Annotated in this window: 20 protein-coding genes; all 20 read right to left on the bottom strand. The window is 47.4% G+C overall.

The features are described 5' to 3' along the window. Positions 1-21: 21 nt before the first annotated feature. Positions 22-552: a F0F1 ATP synthase subunit delta gene (locus IQ294_RS01120; protein ID WP_203332178.1), complete on the bottom strand. Its 531-nt coding sequence runs from the start codon at positions 550-552 to the stop codon at positions 22-24. Continuing rightward, complete coding sequence (atpF, locus tag IQ294_RS01115; RefSeq protein ID WP_203332177.1) at positions 549-1,070, bottom strand: F0F1 ATP synthase subunit B; 522 nt, start codon at positions 1,068-1,070, stop codon at positions 549-551. The genes IQ294_RS01120 and atpF overlap by 4 nt, the downstream gene beginning before the upstream one ends. Before the next feature lie 280 nt (positions 1,071-1,350). Beyond that, on the bottom strand, positions 1,351-1,575 hold the full coding sequence (gene atpE, locus IQ294_RS01110) for a F0F1 ATP synthase subunit C (RefSeq protein WP_203332176.1): 225 nt from the start codon (positions 1,573-1,575) through the stop codon (positions 1,351-1,353). A 64-nt stretch (positions 1,576-1,639) separates the two neighbouring features. Beyond that, positions 1,640-2,356 (bottom strand): F0F1 ATP synthase subunit A, encoded by a 717-nt coding sequence (gene atpB, locus IQ294_RS01105; protein ID WP_203332175.1) that lies wholly within the window; start codon positions 2,354-2,356, stop codon positions 1,640-1,642. A gap of 27 nt (positions 2,357-2,383) precedes the next feature. Further along, the gene (locus IQ294_RS01100; protein WP_203332174.1) at positions 2,384-2,755 is read right to left on the bottom strand and encodes an ATP synthase subunit I; all 372 of its coding nucleotides are present in this window, start codon (positions 2,753-2,755) and stop codon (positions 2,384-2,386) included. Positions 2,756-2,757: 2 nt separating this feature from the next. Continuing rightward, positions 2,758-2,979, bottom strand: a complete 222-nt coding sequence (locus tag IQ294_RS01095) for an AtpZ/AtpI family protein (protein ID WP_203332173.1) — start codon at positions 2,977-2,979, stop codon at positions 2,758-2,760. Between the two features lie 454 nt (positions 2,980-3,433). Further along, on the bottom strand, positions 3,434-4,552 hold the full coding sequence (wecB, locus tag IQ294_RS01090; RefSeq protein ID WP_203332172.1) for a non-hydrolyzing UDP-N-acetylglucosamine 2-epimerase: 1,119 nt from the start codon (positions 4,550-4,552) through the stop codon (positions 3,434-3,436). 381 nt (positions 4,553-4,933) lie between these two features. Continuing rightward, positions 4,934-5,563, bottom strand: coding sequence for a uracil phosphoribosyltransferase (gene upp / locus IQ294_RS01085; protein ID WP_203332171.1), 630 nt, complete (start codon positions 5,561-5,563; stop codon positions 4,934-4,936). A 199-nt stretch (positions 5,564-5,762) separates the two neighbouring features. After that, a complete protein-coding gene (locus IQ294_RS01080) occupies positions 5,763-7,937 on the bottom strand; it encodes a bifunctional diguanylate cyclase/phosphodiesterase (RefSeq protein ID WP_203332170.1) in 2,175 nt (724 codons plus the stop codon). A 75-nt stretch (positions 7,938-8,012) separates the two neighbouring features. After that, positions 8,013-9,248 (bottom strand): serine hydroxymethyltransferase, encoded by a 1,236-nt coding sequence (gene glyA, locus IQ294_RS01075; protein ID WP_203332169.1) that lies wholly within the window; start codon positions 9,246-9,248, stop codon positions 8,013-8,015. Beyond that, entirely contained in the window at positions 9,235-9,819 is a 585-nt protein-coding gene (locus IQ294_RS01070) for a TIGR01440 family protein (protein ID WP_203332168.1), read from the bottom strand. The genes glyA and IQ294_RS01070 overlap by 14 nt, the downstream gene beginning before the upstream one ends. A gap of 12 nt (positions 9,820-9,831) precedes the next feature. Beyond that, the gene (gene rpiB, locus IQ294_RS01065) at positions 9,832-10,269 is read right to left on the bottom strand and encodes a ribose 5-phosphate isomerase B (RefSeq protein WP_203332167.1); all 438 of its coding nucleotides are present in this window, start codon (positions 10,267-10,269) and stop codon (positions 9,832-9,834) included. A 250-nt stretch (positions 10,270-10,519) separates the two neighbouring features. Next, complete coding sequence (locus tag IQ294_RS01060; protein ID WP_203332166.1) at positions 10,520-10,957, bottom strand: low molecular weight protein arginine phosphatase; 438 nt, start codon at positions 10,955-10,957, stop codon at positions 10,520-10,522. A 26-nt stretch (positions 10,958-10,983) separates the two neighbouring features. Then, on the bottom strand, positions 10,984-11,976 hold the full coding sequence (locus IQ294_RS01055; protein ID WP_203332165.1) for an L-threonylcarbamoyladenylate synthase: 993 nt from the start codon (positions 11,974-11,976) through the stop codon (positions 10,984-10,986). Between the two features lie 88 nt (positions 11,977-12,064). After that, on the bottom strand, positions 12,065-12,922 hold the full coding sequence (gene prmC / locus IQ294_RS01050; RefSeq protein WP_203332164.1) for a peptide chain release factor N(5)-glutamine methyltransferase: 858 nt from the start codon (positions 12,920-12,922) through the stop codon (positions 12,065-12,067). Next, positions 12,915-13,988 (bottom strand): peptide chain release factor 1, encoded by a 1,074-nt coding sequence (prfA, locus tag IQ294_RS01045; RefSeq protein ID WP_203332163.1) that lies wholly within the window; start codon positions 13,986-13,988, stop codon positions 12,915-12,917. The genes prmC and prfA overlap by 8 nt, the downstream gene beginning before the upstream one ends. Before the next feature lie 244 nt (positions 13,989-14,232). Further along, positions 14,233-14,826, bottom strand: a complete 594-nt coding sequence (locus tag IQ294_RS01040) for a thymidine kinase (protein ID WP_203332162.1) — start codon at positions 14,824-14,826, stop codon at positions 14,233-14,235. Positions 14,827-15,104: 278 nt separating this feature from the next. After that, a complete protein-coding gene (rpmE, locus tag IQ294_RS01035; RefSeq protein WP_203332161.1) occupies positions 15,105-15,329 on the bottom strand; it encodes a 50S ribosomal protein L31 in 225 nt (74 codons plus the stop codon). Positions 15,330-15,480: 151 nt separating this feature from the next. Beyond that, a complete protein-coding gene (gene rho, locus IQ294_RS01030; RefSeq protein ID WP_203332160.1) occupies positions 15,481-16,764 on the bottom strand; it encodes a transcription termination factor Rho in 1,284 nt (427 codons plus the stop codon). 113 nt (positions 16,765-16,877) lie between these two features. Beyond that, positions 16,878-17,843: a class II fructose-bisphosphatase gene (glpX, locus tag IQ294_RS01025; RefSeq protein ID WP_203332159.1), complete on the bottom strand. Its 966-nt coding sequence runs from the start codon at positions 17,841-17,843 to the stop codon at positions 16,878-16,880. Positions 17,844-17,883 lie beyond the last annotated feature (40 nt).

The following is a 17,883-nucleotide window of genomic DNA, read 5'->3' as shown; positions in this document are numbered from 1 at the left end:
ACCCTCTCATAATTTCATTAATTAACCGATCAATTGACGCTGCAGGCGAGCCATTTTCGTGCTGACGCTGCTGTCATAAATACGGTTTCCGATTTGAAGACGCAATCCACCGATCAACGATGGATCGATGATGTTTTCAATTCGCAATGATTGTTTCCCTACTTTTTGTGCAAACACAGAAGAAATTGATGCGCGTTCCTCTTCCGTCAATGGACGTGTCGAGTATACTTTTGCATCCTGGATTCCCTGTGCATCGTTGGAGAGGCTGATGTAAGCATCGACCAGGTTTCCAACTTCATTCAGACGTCCGCGCTCAGCGATCAATTGGATCGTGTTGATCACATATTGATTGCCTTGCTTGAACAATTCATTGATGAGATTGACTCTCTTTTCAGCTGATAGCTTCGGTGACACCATCAACTCATAAAGTTCAGGAGTTCCTGCGAAAACTTTTTTCACTTCACGCAGATCCTGTTCAACTTCACTGGTTACCTGATGTTTCTGTGCCGTTTGGAACAATGCTAATGCATAGCGTTCTGCAGCTAGACTCATTGCACTTCGCCTGCCTTCGCAATCGTTTCATTAATCAACTGGCGGTTGTCTTCCTCAGAGATTTCTTTTTCAAGCACTTTAGTAGCTGCAAGCAATGACAATGCCACAACTTCTTCACGTACTGCAGAAATCGCTTTGTCTCTTTCGTTCGCAATTTCAAGAACTGCTGCGTCTTTCATGCGCCCAGCTTCAGCACGTGCCGTCGTGATAATTTCCTCACGCGAAACTTCGCCTTGCTTTTTGGCATTCTCTACGATTTCCTGTGCTTGTGTACGCGCTTCTTTCAGAAGGCTGCGCTGTTCATCAAGCATTTTTTGGGATTCAAGACGGCTGTTTTCAGCTGCTTCGATTTCACTTACGATCAAATCTTCACGCTGCTGCATAACGCCCATCAAAGGTCCCCATGCGAATTTTTTCAATAGCAACATCAATACGATAAACACCACTAATGTTGATAGGATATCTCCAGCATTCAAAAATTCCCCGGTTGCACCGAGTACGAGGTGATCAAAAAACACGATTGTTTCACTCCCTTCAAGAGCCTAAATATACGTTTCTTCTATAGTAAGATCTTTTAAGATGTTTTTTCAGTCGTAAAATGATGCATACAAGCGTAAATGGCGATAATATGCCGAAGCATTCTCGCCATTTAGCTTTCGTGTCTGGGTTATGATGCTGTCCAGACTCCAGCGGCCCATCTCTTCGGGTCATAAGCCAGCCCAGCTGCGCAGCTGATCGCCACTTCGCTGGTCTGTCTTATGCCTGTCAGAGCTGAACGCGCGCTTCCGCTTTTCTCTACTATTGGTTCATAACGATGAACGCGATAACTACTGCGATGATAGGAAGTGCCTCTACCAAAGCAACACCGATGAACATAACTGTTTGAAGTGCGCCACGAGCTTCTGGCTGGCGAGCGATACCTTCAACTGTTTTTGAAACGATAAGACCGTTACCAATACCTGCGCCTAGTGCTGCTAAACCTACTGCGATTGCTGCTGCTAATAAACCTAATGAACCTGTCATTGTAATGTGTCCTCCTCAGGATAGTTGTTTTTTTGTGTTATGCCCGACAAAGGCATTTTTATACTTAATGGTCTTCGCTAGTTTTATGCGATATATAAACCATCGTCAACATAACGAAAATAAATGCTTGGATTGCACCGATAAAGATCGAGAACCCTTGCCATGCCATTGTTGGCAGGAATGCCATTGAAAAGCCGAAAATACTTGCTCCACCTAAACCTGCGAGTAAGCCCAAAAGGATTTCCCCGGCAAAGATGTTCCCGTAAAGACGCAGACCAAGTGTCAGCGTATTCGCAAATTCCTCGATGATTTTCAACGGGAATAGGAATGGCATCGGTTTCAGATAATCTGCACCATAGCCCTTGAGACCTTTTTGCTTAATACCGTAATAATGACTCAAAATGATGATTGTTGCTGCAAGCGTCATCGTTACTGTCGGATCAGCTGTCGGTGATTTCCACCAAAGATCTCCTTCAATAATGATGTTGAACGGCAGTCCCAGCATATTCGAGACAAAAATGAACATGAGCAGCGTAATTCCGAGTACATGGAATCGCCCGCCGTCTTTCCAGTCCATATTGCTCTTGATAATGCCCTTCACGAAATCCATGATCCATTCCATGAAGTTCTGCATCCCGCTCGGTTTGAGTTTCAAGTTCCGTGTCGAAATGAACGCAATAAGGAACACGACAACCGCAGCTACGATAAGCATCATAACGTTGGATAAGTTGAACCACAGACCGAACAGCGGATCTTGCCACATTGGAGCTCCATGATCCACGATAGTTTCACCTCTCTTTCCACATTCTTAATGGTGTTTCACGTGGTAGATGATCCGTTCTGCCAAAAGCAGGACATAAGGGATCATCAACCCAATTACCGTACTGACCAAGTGAATGTGCTCTGCGAATAATATCGCTATCGCAACAGCTGCAACACCTGATGCAAACCGTAATGCCGTTCCAAGGGAACGAACCTTCGAGCCTTCAGCCACCGCCCGGTCAAATTTGTCCATCCGCCGAACCAGTATCCACATATTATAAATGCCGAATAAAGTTCCGATGATCAGACCCGCGAAGATGTCCTGGTATGAGGTGAATCCCCAGCCAAGTACGAACACAGCGAGGATAATATAAATTATCCTTTTTTGTCTTGCGAAAATCTCTCTGAGTCCATCCATGTTCACTTGTCTCCTGATTCGAATTTTTGGACGGTCTTTAGCATTGCCCAGACGCCTGTGGTAATGCCTGCGAAAAGGCAGATGATAAGAAAGAGCGGGGCGGTTCCGGACTGTCGATCGAGCCACATACCTGTGAACGCACCGATGAGTACGGACCCGACAAGTTGTGAGAGGATGGCGCTGTAAAGTGCCATCGCTTGTAAGGGACTTTTTTTTGGGTGCATGATAAACCCCTCGAAATTCGTTGATTTGACATTTTACCCCTAAAAAAGAGCAGTCGCATCAGGCTTTTAGCATAAAATATTATGTAAAAAAACCTTCTCATGCATACCCTTTGTAAGCATACAATAGGGGTAAAATCATGTCAATTGATAGAAGTGAAAAACTTCACAAGCAAATCGCACCTGACATATTGTGGACAAAAATTCACAACTAATAAAATTAAGCGAAAATCTATGGTTGCCAATATTCCGCAAAACAGCTCCGAAGACTTTACCTAAGCTTTGGCATAGCCACTGCTCCTGCATCGCTGAGCTGCTTCGTCGCAAAGATTTGCCCTCGCAGGCGTCGGTCAACTCTTCGCTGTTTTGCTCCATATCTCTAAAGACTTCTCTAGCACAGGCGCGCCTATGGACTGAGCGGTATATCAAGGATACTTTTTCTTTTTAAATGTATCGTTTATTTCTTATTGAAATACTCATGAAGCGCTTCCACTATTCGTGCAGACGCCTTGCCGTCACCATAAGGATTTGAGGCATGGGCCATTGCCTTGTAAGCCGCTTCATCTGTCAATAGCTCTTTCGCCAAACCATAAATCGTTTCTTCATCCGTCCCCGCAAGCTTCAATGTGCCTGCGTCGATGCCTTCCGGACGTTCAGTCGTGTCACGCAGCACCAATACCGGTTTACCCAGTGACGGCGCTTCTTCCTGAATACCGCCGGAATCCGTCAATATAATGAAGGAACGTGCCGCGAAATTATGGAAATCCAATACTTCAAGCGGTTCGATCAGATGGATTCTCGGGTCACGGCCAAGCACTTCGTCCGCCACTTCACGAACTGCCGGATTCATATGCACCGGGTAGACGACCTGGATATCCTCATGCTCTTCGATCAGGCGTTTGATCGCACGGAACATATTGCGCATCGGTTCCCCGAGATTCTCACGGCGGTGTGCCGTCAGCAGGATCATGCGATCAGAACCGATTTTCTCGAGAATTGGATGTGAATAGCTTTCTTTCACCGTTGTCTGCAATGCGTCGATTGCCGTATTGCCGGTGATATAAATCGCTTCTTCCTTTTTATTCTCTGTCCGCAGGTTTTGCGCTGATTTTTCAGTCGGCGCAAAATGCAGATCCGCGATGACGCCGGTCAACTGCCGGTTCATCTCTTCCGGATAAGGCGAGAATTTATTATGCGTGCGAAGACCTGCCTCTACATGTCCTACCGCAATCTGGTTATAGAAAGCGGCCAGGCTGGCGACGAAAGTCGTCGACGTATCGCCGTGCACCAGAACGATATCCGGTTTCGCTTCCTTCATCACTTTATCCAGGCCTTCCAGCGCACGGGTCGTCACATCGATCAGCGTCTGGCGGTCTTTCATAATGTTCAAATCGAAATCCGGTGTGATCTTGAATGTCTCCAGTACCTGATCAAGCATTTCACGGTGCTGGGCAGTTACTGTCACAAGCGGTTCGATCGTGTTGGGATGTTTTTGAAGTTCCAGTACAAGCGGCGCCATTTTGATGGCTTCCGGACGTGTACCGAAGATCGTCATGACTTTCAATTTCTTGGTCAAGTGGATCAGCCTCACTTTATCATTTTCTAAACTCCAGCTGCTGCAGGATTAAAAGTTGCATCGCTGCACTGCTTCGTCGCAAAGAGATGGGCCCATAAACCTTGGGCCATCTCTTTGCCGTCGCTTTTCTATGTGTCCAGACTCCAACGGGCCAACTCCTCGAGTCGTAAGCCAGTCCAGCTGCCGTGGCAAAGGACGCCACTCTGCCGGACCGTCTTACGCTTGCCGGAGCTGAACGGCCGTTGTCGCTTTTCTTTGTCCAGACTCCGGCGACCCAGCCCCTCGAGTCGCTTCGGTCTTGCCAGTAATGGCAAAAGACGCCATTACTTTCAAGCTCTCCAGCGCTTGTCGGGGCTAAACGGGTGCCGTCGCTTTTCTATATTATTTTGTACCGAACAATCTGTCTCCGGCATCTCCAAGACCTGGAACGATATAGCCGTGGTCGTTCAATTTTTCATCAAGCGCTGCGATGTAGATGTCCACATCTGGATGCGCCTGCTGCAAAGCTTCGACGCCTTCCGGAGCTGCAATGATGCACATGAACCGGATTTTCACCGCTCCGCGTTTTTTCAATGAATTGACAGCTTCAATCGCTGAGCCTCCAGTTGCAAGCATTGGATCGACAACAATCAATTCCCGTTCCTGAACATCCGACGGCATTTTGAAATAATATTCGACCGGCATCAAGGTTTCTGGATCACGGTAAAGACCGATGTGCCCGACTTTTGCAGCAGGGATCAATTTTAAGATACCGTCCACCATGCCGATGCCAGCGCGCAGAATCGGAACAACGCCCAATTTCTTGCCAGCCAGAACATTAGACTTAGCGAGCTGCACTGGTGTTTCCACTTCGATTTCTTCCAGCGGCAGATCCCGGGTGATTTCAAAGGCCATCAACGTTGCGATTTCATCCACCAGTTCACGGAACTCTTTGGTTCCTGTCGATTTATTGCGGATGTATGTCAGTTTGTGCTGAATCAGCGGGTGATCAAAAACATGTACTTTTCCCACGGCGCATCTCTCCTTTTTCCACATTATCATTCAATAGTATAACAGAAATCATTAAGCTCTGAAGTCCTCAGCAAGCATTGTAATTTTTCTGACTTTTTTCCATTTAAATGTTCGGCAGGCCGACAGTTTTGTCCCGTTGCGAAATTTCACGATTCAAGCCAATAAAAAAAGGCTTCGCATCAGCGAAACCAATTTTATCCTATAGAATATTTGCATCATCCATCGGCATCGGGCGATAGAAATAATACCCTTGGCCGATGCGGCAGCCGAGCTTCAGCAATTGCTCCTTCTGCTCTTCCGTTTCTACGCCTTCAGCGACAGATGTGAGCCCCAGGTTTTCCGCCAGTTGAATGATGGTACGGACAATTGCCAGCGTATCCCGCTCATGCATTTTGGAGATGAACGAACGGTCGATCTTCACTTCGCTGACCGGCAGCTTCTGCAAATAGCTTAAAGAAGAGTAGCCGGTCCCAAAGTCGTCCACTGAACTTGTAAATCCATAATTCGTCAATTGTTTAAAGATCTTACGGGCTGCCTCGATATCTACAAACCCGATGCGCTCCGTAATTTCAAGTTGGATCAGTCTGCGGTCGATGCCGTATCTCTCTGTCATATCCACGAGGTTCGGAACAAATGAATGATGGAAGAAATGATCCGCTGAAATATTGATGGCCACCTGCATCAGTTCCTGGTCTTGCTGCTTCCGCTTTTGCAGCCATTCCAGCACCCGATTCAGGACATTTTGTTCCAGCATCCGGATCTTGCCGTTCTTTTCTGCCGCCGGAATGAAAACATCGGGTGCTATATTGCCGAGTTCCGGGGAATTCCAACGGGCGAGCGCTTCAAAGCTCAGGATCTTCCCCGTCTGCATATCCACTTTCGGCTGCAGATGAACTTTGATTTCATCACGTCTCAGCGCTGCTGACAACTCGTTCGCGATACGGAGATTGCGCATCATGTATTCATCATGTTCGTTCTCGTAATAACAGATCGAATCCCCTGCCAGCAATTTCGCTTTCGATAAGGCACTGTCTGCATGGCGGATCAACTCTTCCACATCCTGCTGCATCGCAGTAATGATGGAAACCCCGGTTTTCAGCGACAGGAACAATTCCATATCTCTGACTGTGATCGGTTCGGTCAATAATTTCGACAGCTCTTCCAGGTAATCCGGAATTTGATCCAGCGGCATCAGGCTGACCAGCGCTAATGTAGAATCGGAAAAACGGGCGATCAATGCTTCCCGTGAAGAAGTCGCCATACTGAAACGTTTGCCGATTTCCTGGATCAATTGATCTCCTGCACGGTGGCCATATTGATCCACCACTTTAAAGTATTCATCCACCGACAAGAAAGCGATCATGCCTTCCTTGTTCTCTTCAAGCAGTGAAGCCAGTTCGATCATGAAGTAATTGCGGTTGCGAAGTCCTGTCGCCCGGTCCATATAGGCAAGTTTCAGCATTTCCTCCTGTTGACGGGAATACTTTACAGTCAATGAAATAGTGGGTGCAATTCTTTCCAGGAAATTATAATCCTTCTCCTCAGGCTTTGTAATAGAAGGGAAATAAATGCCCAGTGTGCCGATGGCATTTCCGTCTTTATCCAGAAACGGAACAGACCAGCTTGATTTGAAACCATGCTCGATGACCAAATCGCGGTATTCTGTCCATAAGTCATCCTCCAGCATATTTTCAGCGATCACCGATTGGCCGCTGTGGAAAGCTGCTCCGCAAGATCCCGAGTTCGGTCTTGCTTCCTGGCCGTTAATGTGGTTACGGAATTTTTTAGGCATGGATTTCCCTGCCACGTCCCGGAACCTGTTTTTTTCATCGATGAACAGGATCGTGCATGTGGTGCCATCTTTGAAGAACGATTCGATGATCCTGCAGACATTCTCCAGCAGCGAATTGAGCATATAACCTTTTTCGATACCGGTATATGCTTCCTGCTGAAGCTGGATCAAAGCCTCTTCCCGTTTCCGGTCATCAATGTTTTTCATCAACATGAGTGTGTACCGGTGCTTGCCGCCTTCTACGCTGATCGGCTGAACCGTAATTTCATTCCAGAACGGTTTTTCGTCTTTTTGATAATTGACGATTTCAAAAGTCCCTGCCTTATCCGAAATCGAACTTTCCCGGATTTTTTCACTCACTATTTTGTCTGTTTTTTCACCATGTAAAAATCGGCCATTTTTTCCGAGCACTTCCTCTTCGGAATAACCGGTCATTTCATAAAATGCATTATTCGCATATAGAATCGGCTGATCTTCCTGTTCCGAATTGACAACGACAAATCCTGTCTGAAATTCGACACCGAGGCGACTGAGCCAATCAATAATTATATATTTTTCCTTTTCTATTTTATTGTTTGGCATCAGGAACCCCTGCTTTCGTAGTGAATTGAGAAAAAATGCAGCCAACTGCCTTATTTGACAGCTGCTGCATCCATCTTATTTGTATAGCGGGAAACTGGCAGTCAATTTAGCAGTGCGATCTGCCGCTTCCTTCTTCGCTTTTTCATCTTCAGGATTTTTCAGAAGCATTGCGATAATCGAAGCGATTTCCTTCATCTCAGGCTCTTTGAAGCCGCGTGACGTAACGGCCGGTGTCCCCAGGCGGATCCCTGATGTGACAAATGGGCTTTCCGGATCAAACGGAATCGTATTTTTATTCGTTGTAATTCCGACTTCATCCAAGACTTTTTCAGCCACTTTGCCTGTCAGATTGAGTGAACGCGTATCGATCAGCATCAGATGATTATCGGTTCCTTTTGAAACGATATCGACGCCTTCTGCCATCAAGCCTTCAGCCAGAGCTTTGGCATTCTTGACAACCTGTTCAATGTATTCCTTGAACTCGGGCTGCTGTGCTTCACCGAAAGCTACTGCTTTGGAAGCGATCACATGCATAAGCGGCCCGCCCTGGATTCCCGGAAAAATTGTTTTATCAATTTTCTTAGCGAATTCCGCTTTGCAGAGAATCAGTCCGCCGCGTGGACCGCGAAGGGTTTTATGAGTGGTGGAAGTGACGAAATGAGCATGCGGCACCGGGTTTGGATGGGCACCGGCAGCTACGAGGCCGGCGATATGCGCCATATCCACGAAAAGATAGGCACCCACTTCATCAGCGATTTCACGGAATTTCGCAAAATCGATTTTGCGCGAGTAAGCGCTTGCTCCAGCTACAATCATTTTAGGCTTATGTTCAAGTGCCGCTTCACGTACTTTTTCATAGTCGATCAAGTGTGTTTCTTCATCTACACCGTATTCCACGAAATTGTATTGCATGCCGCTGAAATTCACTTTGCTGCCGTGGGTCAAGTGGCCGCCGTGGTTGAGGTTCATCCCCAGAATCGTATCGCCTTTTTCAAGAACAGCAGTATACACGGCCATATTAGCCTGTGAACCTGAATGCGGCTGGACGTTTGCATGATCCGCTCCGAAGATTTCTTTCAGGCGATCTCTTGCAATGTTTTCCACTATATCCACATATTCACAGCCGCCGTAATAACGTTTGTCCGGGTAGCCTTCCGCATATTTATTGGTCAATACCGATCCCTGTGCATCCATAACAGCCTGCGAGACAAAGTTTTCTGATGCAATCAGTTCGATATTCGCTTCCTGGCGGTTTTTTTCCGCATTCATCGCTTCCCATACTGCCTGATCTTGCGCTTTAATCAATTCCATCTAGATTTCCCTCCTGTAATTGAACATACTCACGACTGTAACTGGCACGTTCGCCGCCGATCAATTTAGGGCGGGTGGTTGCGGTAGTAACAATCGCATCTCCTATCAGTTTAACAGATGTGCGTACCGGAACGGCCACTCTTTTTAAATGCATGCCGATCATCGTCTGTCCGATATCAATACCAGCGTGCGCCTGGATTTCTTCGACGACTACCGGATCATTCATCCGGCTGTATGCATAAGCACTCATCGAACCGCCGGCTTTTGCCACCGGTATGACAGATACCGGCTCCCACCCATATTTCTCAGCGGCGTGCCGTTCGACGGTCAGCGCGCGATTGATATGTTCACAACCTTGGAATGCTAAAAAAAGCTTATGGCGTTCTGCAAATTTCTGAAGCGGTTCATACAAACTTTCGGCAATGTCCATTCCGCCTCCGCTGCCGATTTTCTTTCCGATGACTTCCGAAGTGGAGCAGCCGACTACAAAGACCTGGCCTTTTCTGAAAATGATATCCTGTTCCAGTTCACCCAAAGTTTCTTCCAGCTGCAATTGCCATAAAGTTTGCATGTCCACCACCCCTTATTTTTCTAAGTTTGTGATTTTCTGAATGCGTTTATCGTGGCGGCCGCCTTCAAATTCCTCAGTCAGCCATGTTCTGGCAATTTCACGCGCAAGCCCGGGACCTACAACGCGTTCACCCATAGCGAGGACATTCGAGTCATTATGGCCTCTCGTCGCTTTTGCACTGAAAACGTCATGTACAAGGGCACAACGGATCCCTTTGACTTTATTGGCTGCGATCGACATGCCGATGCCGGTGCCGCAGATCAGGATCCCGCGATCCGCTTCTCCGTTCACCACTGCTTCTGCAACCGGAGTGGCGTAATCCGGATAATCCACTGAATCGTCTGTATGCGGGCCAAAATCTTTATATTCCATCCCCATCTCGTTTAAAAGATTGACGATTTCCTTGCGGAGATTGTTGCCGCCATGATCTGAAGAAATAGCGATTTTCATAATTAACCCTCTTTCCTTTTCTGTCAGCACAAAAGCTTTGGAGCTCTTGCACTTTGTTTTCATTTTAACACCTTTATGTGTAAAAGCCTATAAAGAGAACCTTCATTCACTGGGGACAGAGACAGGAGCACGTGTTTTGGAAAGCGCAGCTGTTTTGCGGAATATCGCCTTCTGTTTAATATTTAGCTCTGCTTAATAATAGTAGAAAAATAAAACCACCCGCATAAATGCCGGTGGCTGACTTTCGGATTTATTTGGCCATCAGCAATTTCTGCTCCAGCCTGTCGATCAATCCGCGCAATTCTTCATATGTTTTTTCGTATATGGAATAGGAACCCCCGTATGGATCGCTGACATCTTCGGCTGCACCTGAAACATATTCCTTCAATGTAAATAATCTGTCCGAAGCGCCCGGATGCTGCTGAAGTATCAATTGCTTATGCGACAAAGTCATCGTTAAGATGATATCCGCCCATTCGAGGTCTTCCGTCATCAACGGCCGCGAAGTATGATCGAATTCAATCCCCTGATTTTCAAGAACTGCTCCGGCATTCACGGAAATCGGTGCGCTGCCTGCGAAAACTCCAGCAGAACGAACTTCGATGCCCTTAAGTTTTTTTGACGCAAGAATCGCTTCGGCCATAGGGCTTCTGCAAGTATTTCCCGTGCAAACAAATACGATTTTCATCCTGTCACCCGCTTTCCATCATTCATTCAGCTGAACCATTTATGGTCTGCCGCTTTTTCCAGACGGTTCATCATGAAATCATTGTCGTCCCGGTCAGCCGGAACGCCCGCCAGGATCAAATCGGCATCGGTCATATCACATTTGCGGAGGCTGCTGTATAAAGTTTCTGCACTCAGAGGAAAATGGTAATCGGCCTCCGGATATTCTGTCGGGCTCAATACCGCCACTTTTTTGCCTTTGCCCTGTAAATGCCCGATAGCCATGGTGATTAATTTGTTGTCATCTTCAATCAGATAAACCGGTGCATCCGGCGCGTAATGCGTATATTTCATGCCCGGAGACTTCGGTGCATTGCCATGGATTTCAGCAGATAATCTGACAGTCCCGATGACGCCTTCAATCTGCTCTTTCGTCACATTTCCCGGACGCAGGATGACTGGAGGTTCGGCTGTCATATCGATGACTGTCGATTCGATGCCGATTTTTGTCGCCCCTCCATCAAGTATCAGTGGAATCTTGTCTTCCATGTCATGATAAACATGCTCCCCGAGTGTCGGGCTCGGCTTCCCGCTCGTATTGGCGCTTGGCGCTGCAATCGGCAATTGCACACGTTTCAGTAAATTCAGCGCCACCGGATGGTTCGGCACACGTATCCCTACCGTATCCAGGTCAGCAGTGACATTGGGTGCAAACAAGTCGGGTCTGGATTTCAGGATCAATGTCAACGCCCCTGGCCAAAACGCATCCATCAGCTGCAATGCCTTGTCCGAAACAGAGTCGGCACATTGGACAGCCGCTTCTTTCGAATCCACATGTACGATCAATGGATTATCTGATGGCCGCCCTTTAGCTTCGAATATTTTACTGACGGCTTCACCGTTCGTAGCGTCTGCCCCCAACCCATAGACAGTTTCAGTCGGAAACGCCACTACTCCGCCGCCGCGAATGATATCCACAGCTTGTGTATAAGTTTCTTCTTTATTCACATTCTTGTCCACAAGAATTACTTCCGTGTTCATCTCAGCAACTCCTATTTCCTTAGGTTCCCCTCTGATTGTCCACAAATGTGGGTAAGTCTGTCAAACTTATACCCATTTTGTGCACAAATCACCTGTTGATGCAGAAAACCATCCGGTCATTTTTGTTGATATCTTTCTTTACATAAATTTCAGCCTGTGGAAAAGCTTTTTTCATCATCGTTTTTACGGCTTCTCCCTGCAGATGTCCGATTTCCACTCCGACAATACCGGGTTTATTCAGCAGATCAGGAATGCCTTCCATCATCTTATGATACAGGGCCAAGCCATTTTCTTCAGCAAATAAAGCGGAATGCGGTTCGTAGTCCTTAACCGTATCTGCCATCCCATCTGCCTCTGAATGAGCGATATAAGGTGGATTCGACAGGATGACATCCCATTTCCGGCCTTTCAGCGGATCAAGCAAGTCACCCAGTTTGAAATTGATGTCCGCTTCCAGGGCCGCTGCATTCTGCCGGGCCACAGCCAGGGCTTCCGGGGAAATATCAGTCGCAGTGACTTCCGAAGACGGCAATTCCTTTTTCATCGTAATCGCGATGATCCCGCTGCCTGTCCCGATATCAGCGATTTTCGGCGATGGGACCCTGATATTGACGCGGATGGCTGCAAGTGTTTCTTCCACCAATTCTTCCGTTTCAGGACGGGGAATAAGCACATCCGGATTAACGGAAAATTCCCTGCCATAAAACATTTCATAGCCGGTCAGATGCTGAACAGGCGTGCCTTTTGCAAACTGCCTGACAAGGTTCCAGAATTGTTCACTATCCAGTTCACCAAGCTCATCCCGCAGAGAAGCCAGTAATCCCGCATGGCTGACGCCAAGCACATGCTGCAGAAGGATCCTTGCCGCCGCCTCTTCCCGCGCATTCTCCGATAAATAAGAAGAAGCCCAGTTAAGGGCCTCAAAAATTTGTTCTTTCTTATGCATTGTTGAGGCTTTCCATTCTTGCAGACTGCTCTTCCACGATCAATGCGTCAATCACTTCATCCATTTTCCCTTGAAGAATCTGATCCAATTTCTGGATCGTCAATCCGATACGGTGGTCCGTCACCCGGTTCTGTGGATAATTATATGTGCGGATACGTTCAGAACGGTCACCCGTTCCGACTGCTGATTTACGGACAGCATCATACTCCGCTTGTGCTTCCTGCTGGAATTTATCGTAGACGCGTGCACGAAGGACTTTCATGGCACTCGCCTTGTTCTTGATCTGTGATTTTTCATCCTGACACGTTACGACCGTATTTGTCGGAATATGCGTTAACCGGACCGCTGACATCGTCGTATTGACCGATTGTCCGCCGGCGCCTGATGACGCATATGTGTCTACACGGATGTCATTATCATGGATTTCGACTTCCACTTCTTCAACTTCCGGCAGACAAGCCACCGTTGCTGTCGACGTATGGATCCGTCCACCTGATTCCGTTTCCGGGACACGCTGCACGCGGTGAGCGCCGTTTTCGAATTTCAATTTGGAATAAGCGCCTTTTCCGGAAACCATGAAGACGATTTCCTTGAAACCGCCAAGACCTGTCGGAGAAGAATCCATAATCGACACTTTCCAGCCTTTCGATTCCGCAAAACGGCTGTACATGCGGTAAAGATCACCAGCAAACAGCGCAGCCTCATCTCCGCCCGCTGCTCCGCGGATTTCCATGATGACGTTCTTATCGTCATTCGGATCTTTCGGGATCAATAAAATATGGAGACGCGCTTCAATCTCCTCCACTTTATCTTCCAATTCATTTACTTCCTCTTTGACCATTTCACGCATATCGGCGTCCATTTTGTCATCGAACATCGCTTTAGCGTCAGCCAATTGCGACTGTATTTCTTTATATTCACGATAGGCTTCCACTGTTTCCTGCAGATCGGATTGCTCTTTCGAATATTCGCGCAGCTTATTTGTATCGCTGACAATATCGGGATCACTCAATAATTCATTCAAACGGTCGTATCGATCTTCTACAGACTGCAAACGATCAAACATCGCCGTCACCTCTTTTTCCTGTTGCGATTTTAAGTTCTTTCTATATTATATACTTTCTGCCCTTAGCGTAAAAGTACAGTGTCACTTTCTCTTTTGGCTTCACTTTTTCGGGTCCCAGCGTCAGCCAAGGAGTTGTCCCAAAAGGGATTTTGGGGCAACTCCTTTGCGACGAAGCAGCGCAGCGATGCAGGAGCAGCGAAACCATTTGCAGCTGTCACTGTGACACCAAAAAGCAGATAGGCTTCTATTTAGAAACGGTTACGCCTGCCGGCACTTCATGATGATGGCGGCATCTTGGCTCATATGCTTCTGAGGCACCGACCAGGATGATGGGATCATCCGACCCGGCAGGTTTTCCGTCAATCAGGCGCTGTGTCCGGCTCGCCGGTGAACCGCAGACCGTGCAGACTGCCTGCAGTTTTGTTACTTGTTCGGCAATTGCGAGCAATGCCGGCATCGGTCCGAATGGCGCACCCCTGAAATCCTGGTCGAGACCGGCTACAATCACCCGGTAACCGTGGTTCGCGAGCTTTTGAACGTTTTCAACGATGCCTTCGTCAAAAAATTGTGCTTCGTCGATGGCAATCACATCAAATTCGTCAGTGATATGCTCCCACATTTCTTCTGAATGGGTGATCGGCAATGCGATAACTGTTGTGCCATTATGTGATACGACCGCTTCTTTACTGTAGCGGTCATCAATTTTCGGTTTGAAGACGGCGATTTTCTGTTTGGCGAATTGCGAGCGGCGGACACGGCGGATCAATTCCTCCGATTTACCGGAAAACATGCTTCCGCAGATCACTTCCACCCAGCCTGTCTGTTTCATTACATACATTGTAGGGACCCCTTTCAAACGCTTGGTTATTCTTAATAATACCTAAATCCAGCGTCGTTTACTCTATTTTTTTAAGATTATGTAGGCATTTTTGTGATAAAAAGCAAAAAAAAATCCTGCCCGGCGTTTTCGCGCAAGGCAGGTATTTTTTCTGAAGTGTCCAGACTCAAGCGGCCCAGCTCTTCGGGTCATAAGCCAGCTCAGCTGCACGGCCAAGGCCACTTCGCTGATCCATCTTATGCCTGTCAGAGCTTAACGGGCGCTTTCGCTTTTCGTTTTTATTTTTCTTCGTTGTTGATTTCTTCTTTAAGACCGTATTTTTTGTTGAAACGGTCAACGCGGCCGTCAGCAGCTGCGAATTTTTGGCGGCCAGTGTAGAATGGATGACATTCCGAGCAAAGCTCAACTGTGATATCTTCTTTTACAGAACCTGTAGTGAAAGAGTTACCGCAAGAGCATGTTACTGTTGCCTGTTTGTATTCTGGGTGAATTCCTGTTTTCATTGTGTTTTTCTCCTCTCGCCCTGAACCATCCGGAACAGAGTTTAATCTATTTTACTATTGCCTTACACGGCTCTTTAGGCCGTATATGCAATAGCTTTGCTTTTGACTCATTGATACTATAATAACAAGTTTCGGTCATGATTGCAAGAAATTAAATCATCTTCTTGGATGTCCGGTGTGCTTTCATTTCTGTGGATAATTGCTCGAAAAACTCTTCGTTTGTTTCCGTCTGATTTAATTTCTTCAGGAAACGTTCTCCGAAATCATGTGAATCCGAAAACGTTTTGCGGATTTTCCACAGTTTATCAAGTTCTTCTTTTCCGATCAACAATTCTTCCTTCCGCGTCCCGGATCTGCGAATATCAAGTGCCGGGAAAATGCGGCGCTCGGCCAAGGAGCGATCTAGATGCAGCTCCATATTACCGGTCCCTTTAAATTCTTCATAAATGACTTCATCCATACGGGAGCCTGTTTCCACAAGCGCAGTCGCCAGAATCGTCAGGCTGCCGCCTTCTTCAATGTTGCGCGCAGCACCGAAGAAACGTTTTGGCCGGTGGAAAGCTGCAGGGTCGATCCCGCCCGACAAGGTACGGCCGCTCGGTGGAATCACCAGGTTGTATGCACGAGCCAATCTCGTTATCGAGTCCATGAGAATGATGACGTCACGTTTATGTTCGACAAGGCGCATCGCACGTTCCAGCACCAGTTCAGCCACTTTGACATGGTTTTCAGGAATCTCATCGAATGTCGAAGAGACGACGTCCGCATTCACTGAACGTTCGATATCTGTCACCTCTTCCGGACGCTCGTCGATCAACAGTACAATCAATTCGGCTTCAGGATGATTGGTTGTAATGGAGTTGGCGATTTCTTTCAGCAGCATCGTTTTGCCGGCTTTCGGCGGTGCCACGATCAAGCCGCGCTGGCCAAAACCGACTGGCGACACCAGATCCATGATGCGTGTAGACAAATGATGATGCGTTGTTTCGAGACGGATATGACGGTCAGGGTACAGTGGTGTCAGACCTGGGAAATGAACGCGTTCTTTTGCGACTTCCGGATCTTCGCCATTTACCGCTTCTACCTGAAGAAGCCCGAAATAGCGTTCATTTTCTTTTGGCGGACGAACTTTCCCTGAAACTTTATCTCCGTTCCGCAGATCAAAGCGGCGGATCTGGGATGCAGAAATATAAATATCCTGTGAGCTTGGTGAATAGTTGATCGGGCGCAGGAATCCGAAACCTTCGGATTGGATGATTTCAAGAACCCCTTCCATAAAGAAGAAGCCTTCCTGTTCAGCCCGGGTTTTTAAGATCGCGAAAATCAATTCTTTTTTTGAGAGCTTGCTGTAGTTAACCAGTTTGTACTCTTTTGCTAAATTATAAAGTTCTTTCAGGGTCATGTTTTCCAAAGCGGAAATTGTAATCATTGACATGTATGAGGACACCACTCTTATTCTAATTTTTTGTTTGGGTTTTGGGGTTATGGATTGGAAGATTGTAAAGAAGGAGCCCGGCAGTCAGCCGGACTCAAGTTGAAGTTCATTGATCAATCATTCATAACGAGATTCGGTTTTTTCTTCAGACTGTGGCGCCCTTCTACAAAGCGGACCGTCCCTGATTTCGCGCGCATGACCAAGGTATGGCTTTCTGCAAAGCCGCCTTTCAATTGAACGCCGCGCAGCAACTCACCATCAGTTACACCGGTAGCCGCAAAAATTGCGTCGTCGCCTTTGACAAGATCATCCATCATCAGAACTTTATCGATGTCGATCCCCATATCGATGCAGCGCTGTTTCTCTTCATCGTTCTGTGGGATCAGCTTGCCTTGGAGTTCTCCGCCCAGGCATTTCAGGCCTACAGCCGCAATAACCCCTTCAGGTGCTCCACCGATGCCGAACAGGATATCCACACCTGTTTGATCAAAAGCCGTATTGATGGCTCCGGCAACATCCCCGTCGTTGATGAGTTTGATGCGGGCTCCGGCATCGCGGATCTGCTGGATGACCCCGGCATGCCGTTCACGGTTCAAAACCGTAGCGACCACTTCTTCGATATCCTTGTTCTTGGCTTTCGCCACAGCACGAAGGTTATCGATGACCGGTGCATTGATATCAATTTTCCCTACAGCTTCAGGGCCGACCGCAATTTTATCCATATACATATCCGGTGCATTCAAAAGATTCCCCCGGTCAGCAATGGCTAAAACCGCCAGCGCATTCCAGCTTCCCGCCGCTACAATATTCGTTCCTTCCAGCGGGTCAACTGCAACGTCCACTTCCGGACCATTGCCTGTACCAAGCTCTTCTCCGATGTAAAGCATCGGCGCTTCGTCCATTTCACCTTCGCCGATTACGACGACGCCCCTCATCGGGATCGTATCAAATACGGTTCTCATAGCCGAAGTGGCCGCATCATCCGCTTCAATTTTCAGGCCGCGGCCCATCCATCTTGCGGAAGCGATTGCTGCCGCTTCAGTTACACGCACTAATTCCATTGATAAACTGCGTTCCATATCATCTGTTCCTCCCGTTCAGCTCACTATATATCCATCA

Origin of the sequence: Planococcus beigongshangi, assembly GCF_016820495.1 — a bacterium.
Taxonomy (GTDB): Bacteria; Bacillota; Bacilli; order Bacillales_A; family Planococcaceae; genus Planococcus; species Planococcus beigongshangi.
The sequence above is the reverse complement of the archived record's forward strand: the minus strand, read 5'-3'. Positions and strand labels throughout refer to the sequence as shown.

Excerpts from the sequence above, each read along its gene's own strand:
- IQ294_RS01120 (WP_203332178.1), bottom strand. The coding sequence starts at position 552 with ATGAGTCTAGCTGCAGAACGCTATGCATTAGCATTGTTCCAAACGGCA.
- atpE (WP_203332176.1), bottom strand. The coding sequence starts at position 1,575 with ATGACAGGTTCATTAGGTTTATTAGCAGCAGCAATCGCAGTAGGTTTA.
- IQ294_RS01100 (WP_203332174.1), bottom strand. The coding sequence starts at position 2,755 with ATGGATGGACTCAGAGAGATTTTCGCAAGACAAAAAAGGATAATTTAT.
- IQ294_RS01095 (WP_203332173.1), bottom strand. The coding sequence starts at position 2,979 with ATGCACCCAAAAAAAAGTCCCTTACAAGCGATGGCACTTTACAGCGCC.
- IQ294_RS01080 (WP_203332170.1), bottom strand. The coding sequence starts at position 7,937 with ATGCCAAACAATAAAATAGAAAAGGAAAAATATATAATTATTGATTGG.
- glyA (WP_203332169.1), bottom strand. The coding sequence starts at position 9,248 with ATGGAATTGATTAAAGCGCAAGATCAGGCAGTATGGGAAGCGATGAAT.
- IQ294_RS01070 (WP_203332168.1), bottom strand. The coding sequence starts at position 9,819 with ATGCAAACTTTATGGCAATTGCAGCTGGAAGAAACTTTGGGTGAACTG.
- rpiB (WP_203332167.1), bottom strand. The coding sequence starts at position 10,269 with ATGAAAATCGCTATTTCTTCAGATCATGGCGGCAACAATCTCCGCAAG.
- IQ294_RS01060 (WP_203332166.1), bottom strand. The coding sequence starts at position 10,957 with ATGAAAATCGTATTTGTTTGCACGGGAAATACTTGCAGAAGCCCTATG.
- IQ294_RS01055 (WP_203332165.1), bottom strand. The coding sequence starts at position 11,976 with ATGAACACGGAAGTAATTCTTGTGGACAAGAATGTGAATAAAGAAGAA.
- prmC (WP_203332164.1), bottom strand. The coding sequence starts at position 12,922 with ATGCATAAGAAAGAACAAATTTTTGAGGCCCTTAACTGGGCTTCTTCT.
- prfA (WP_203332163.1), bottom strand. The coding sequence starts at position 13,988 with ATGTTTGATCGTTTGCAGTCTGTAGAAGATCGATACGACCGTTTGAAT.
- IQ294_RS01040 (WP_203332162.1), bottom strand. The coding sequence starts at position 14,826 with ATGTATGTAATGAAACAGACAGGCTGGGTGGAAGTGATCTGCGGAAGC.
- rpmE (WP_203332161.1), bottom strand. The coding sequence starts at position 15,329 with ATGAAAACAGGAATTCACCCAGAATACAAACAGGCAACAGTAACATGC.
- rho (WP_203332160.1), bottom strand. The coding sequence starts at position 16,764 with ATGTCAATGATTACAATTTCCGCTTTGGAAAACATGACCCTGAAAGAA.
- glpX (WP_203332159.1), bottom strand. The coding sequence starts at position 17,843 with ATGGAACGCAGTTTATCAATGGAATTAGTGCGTGTAACTGAAGCGGCA.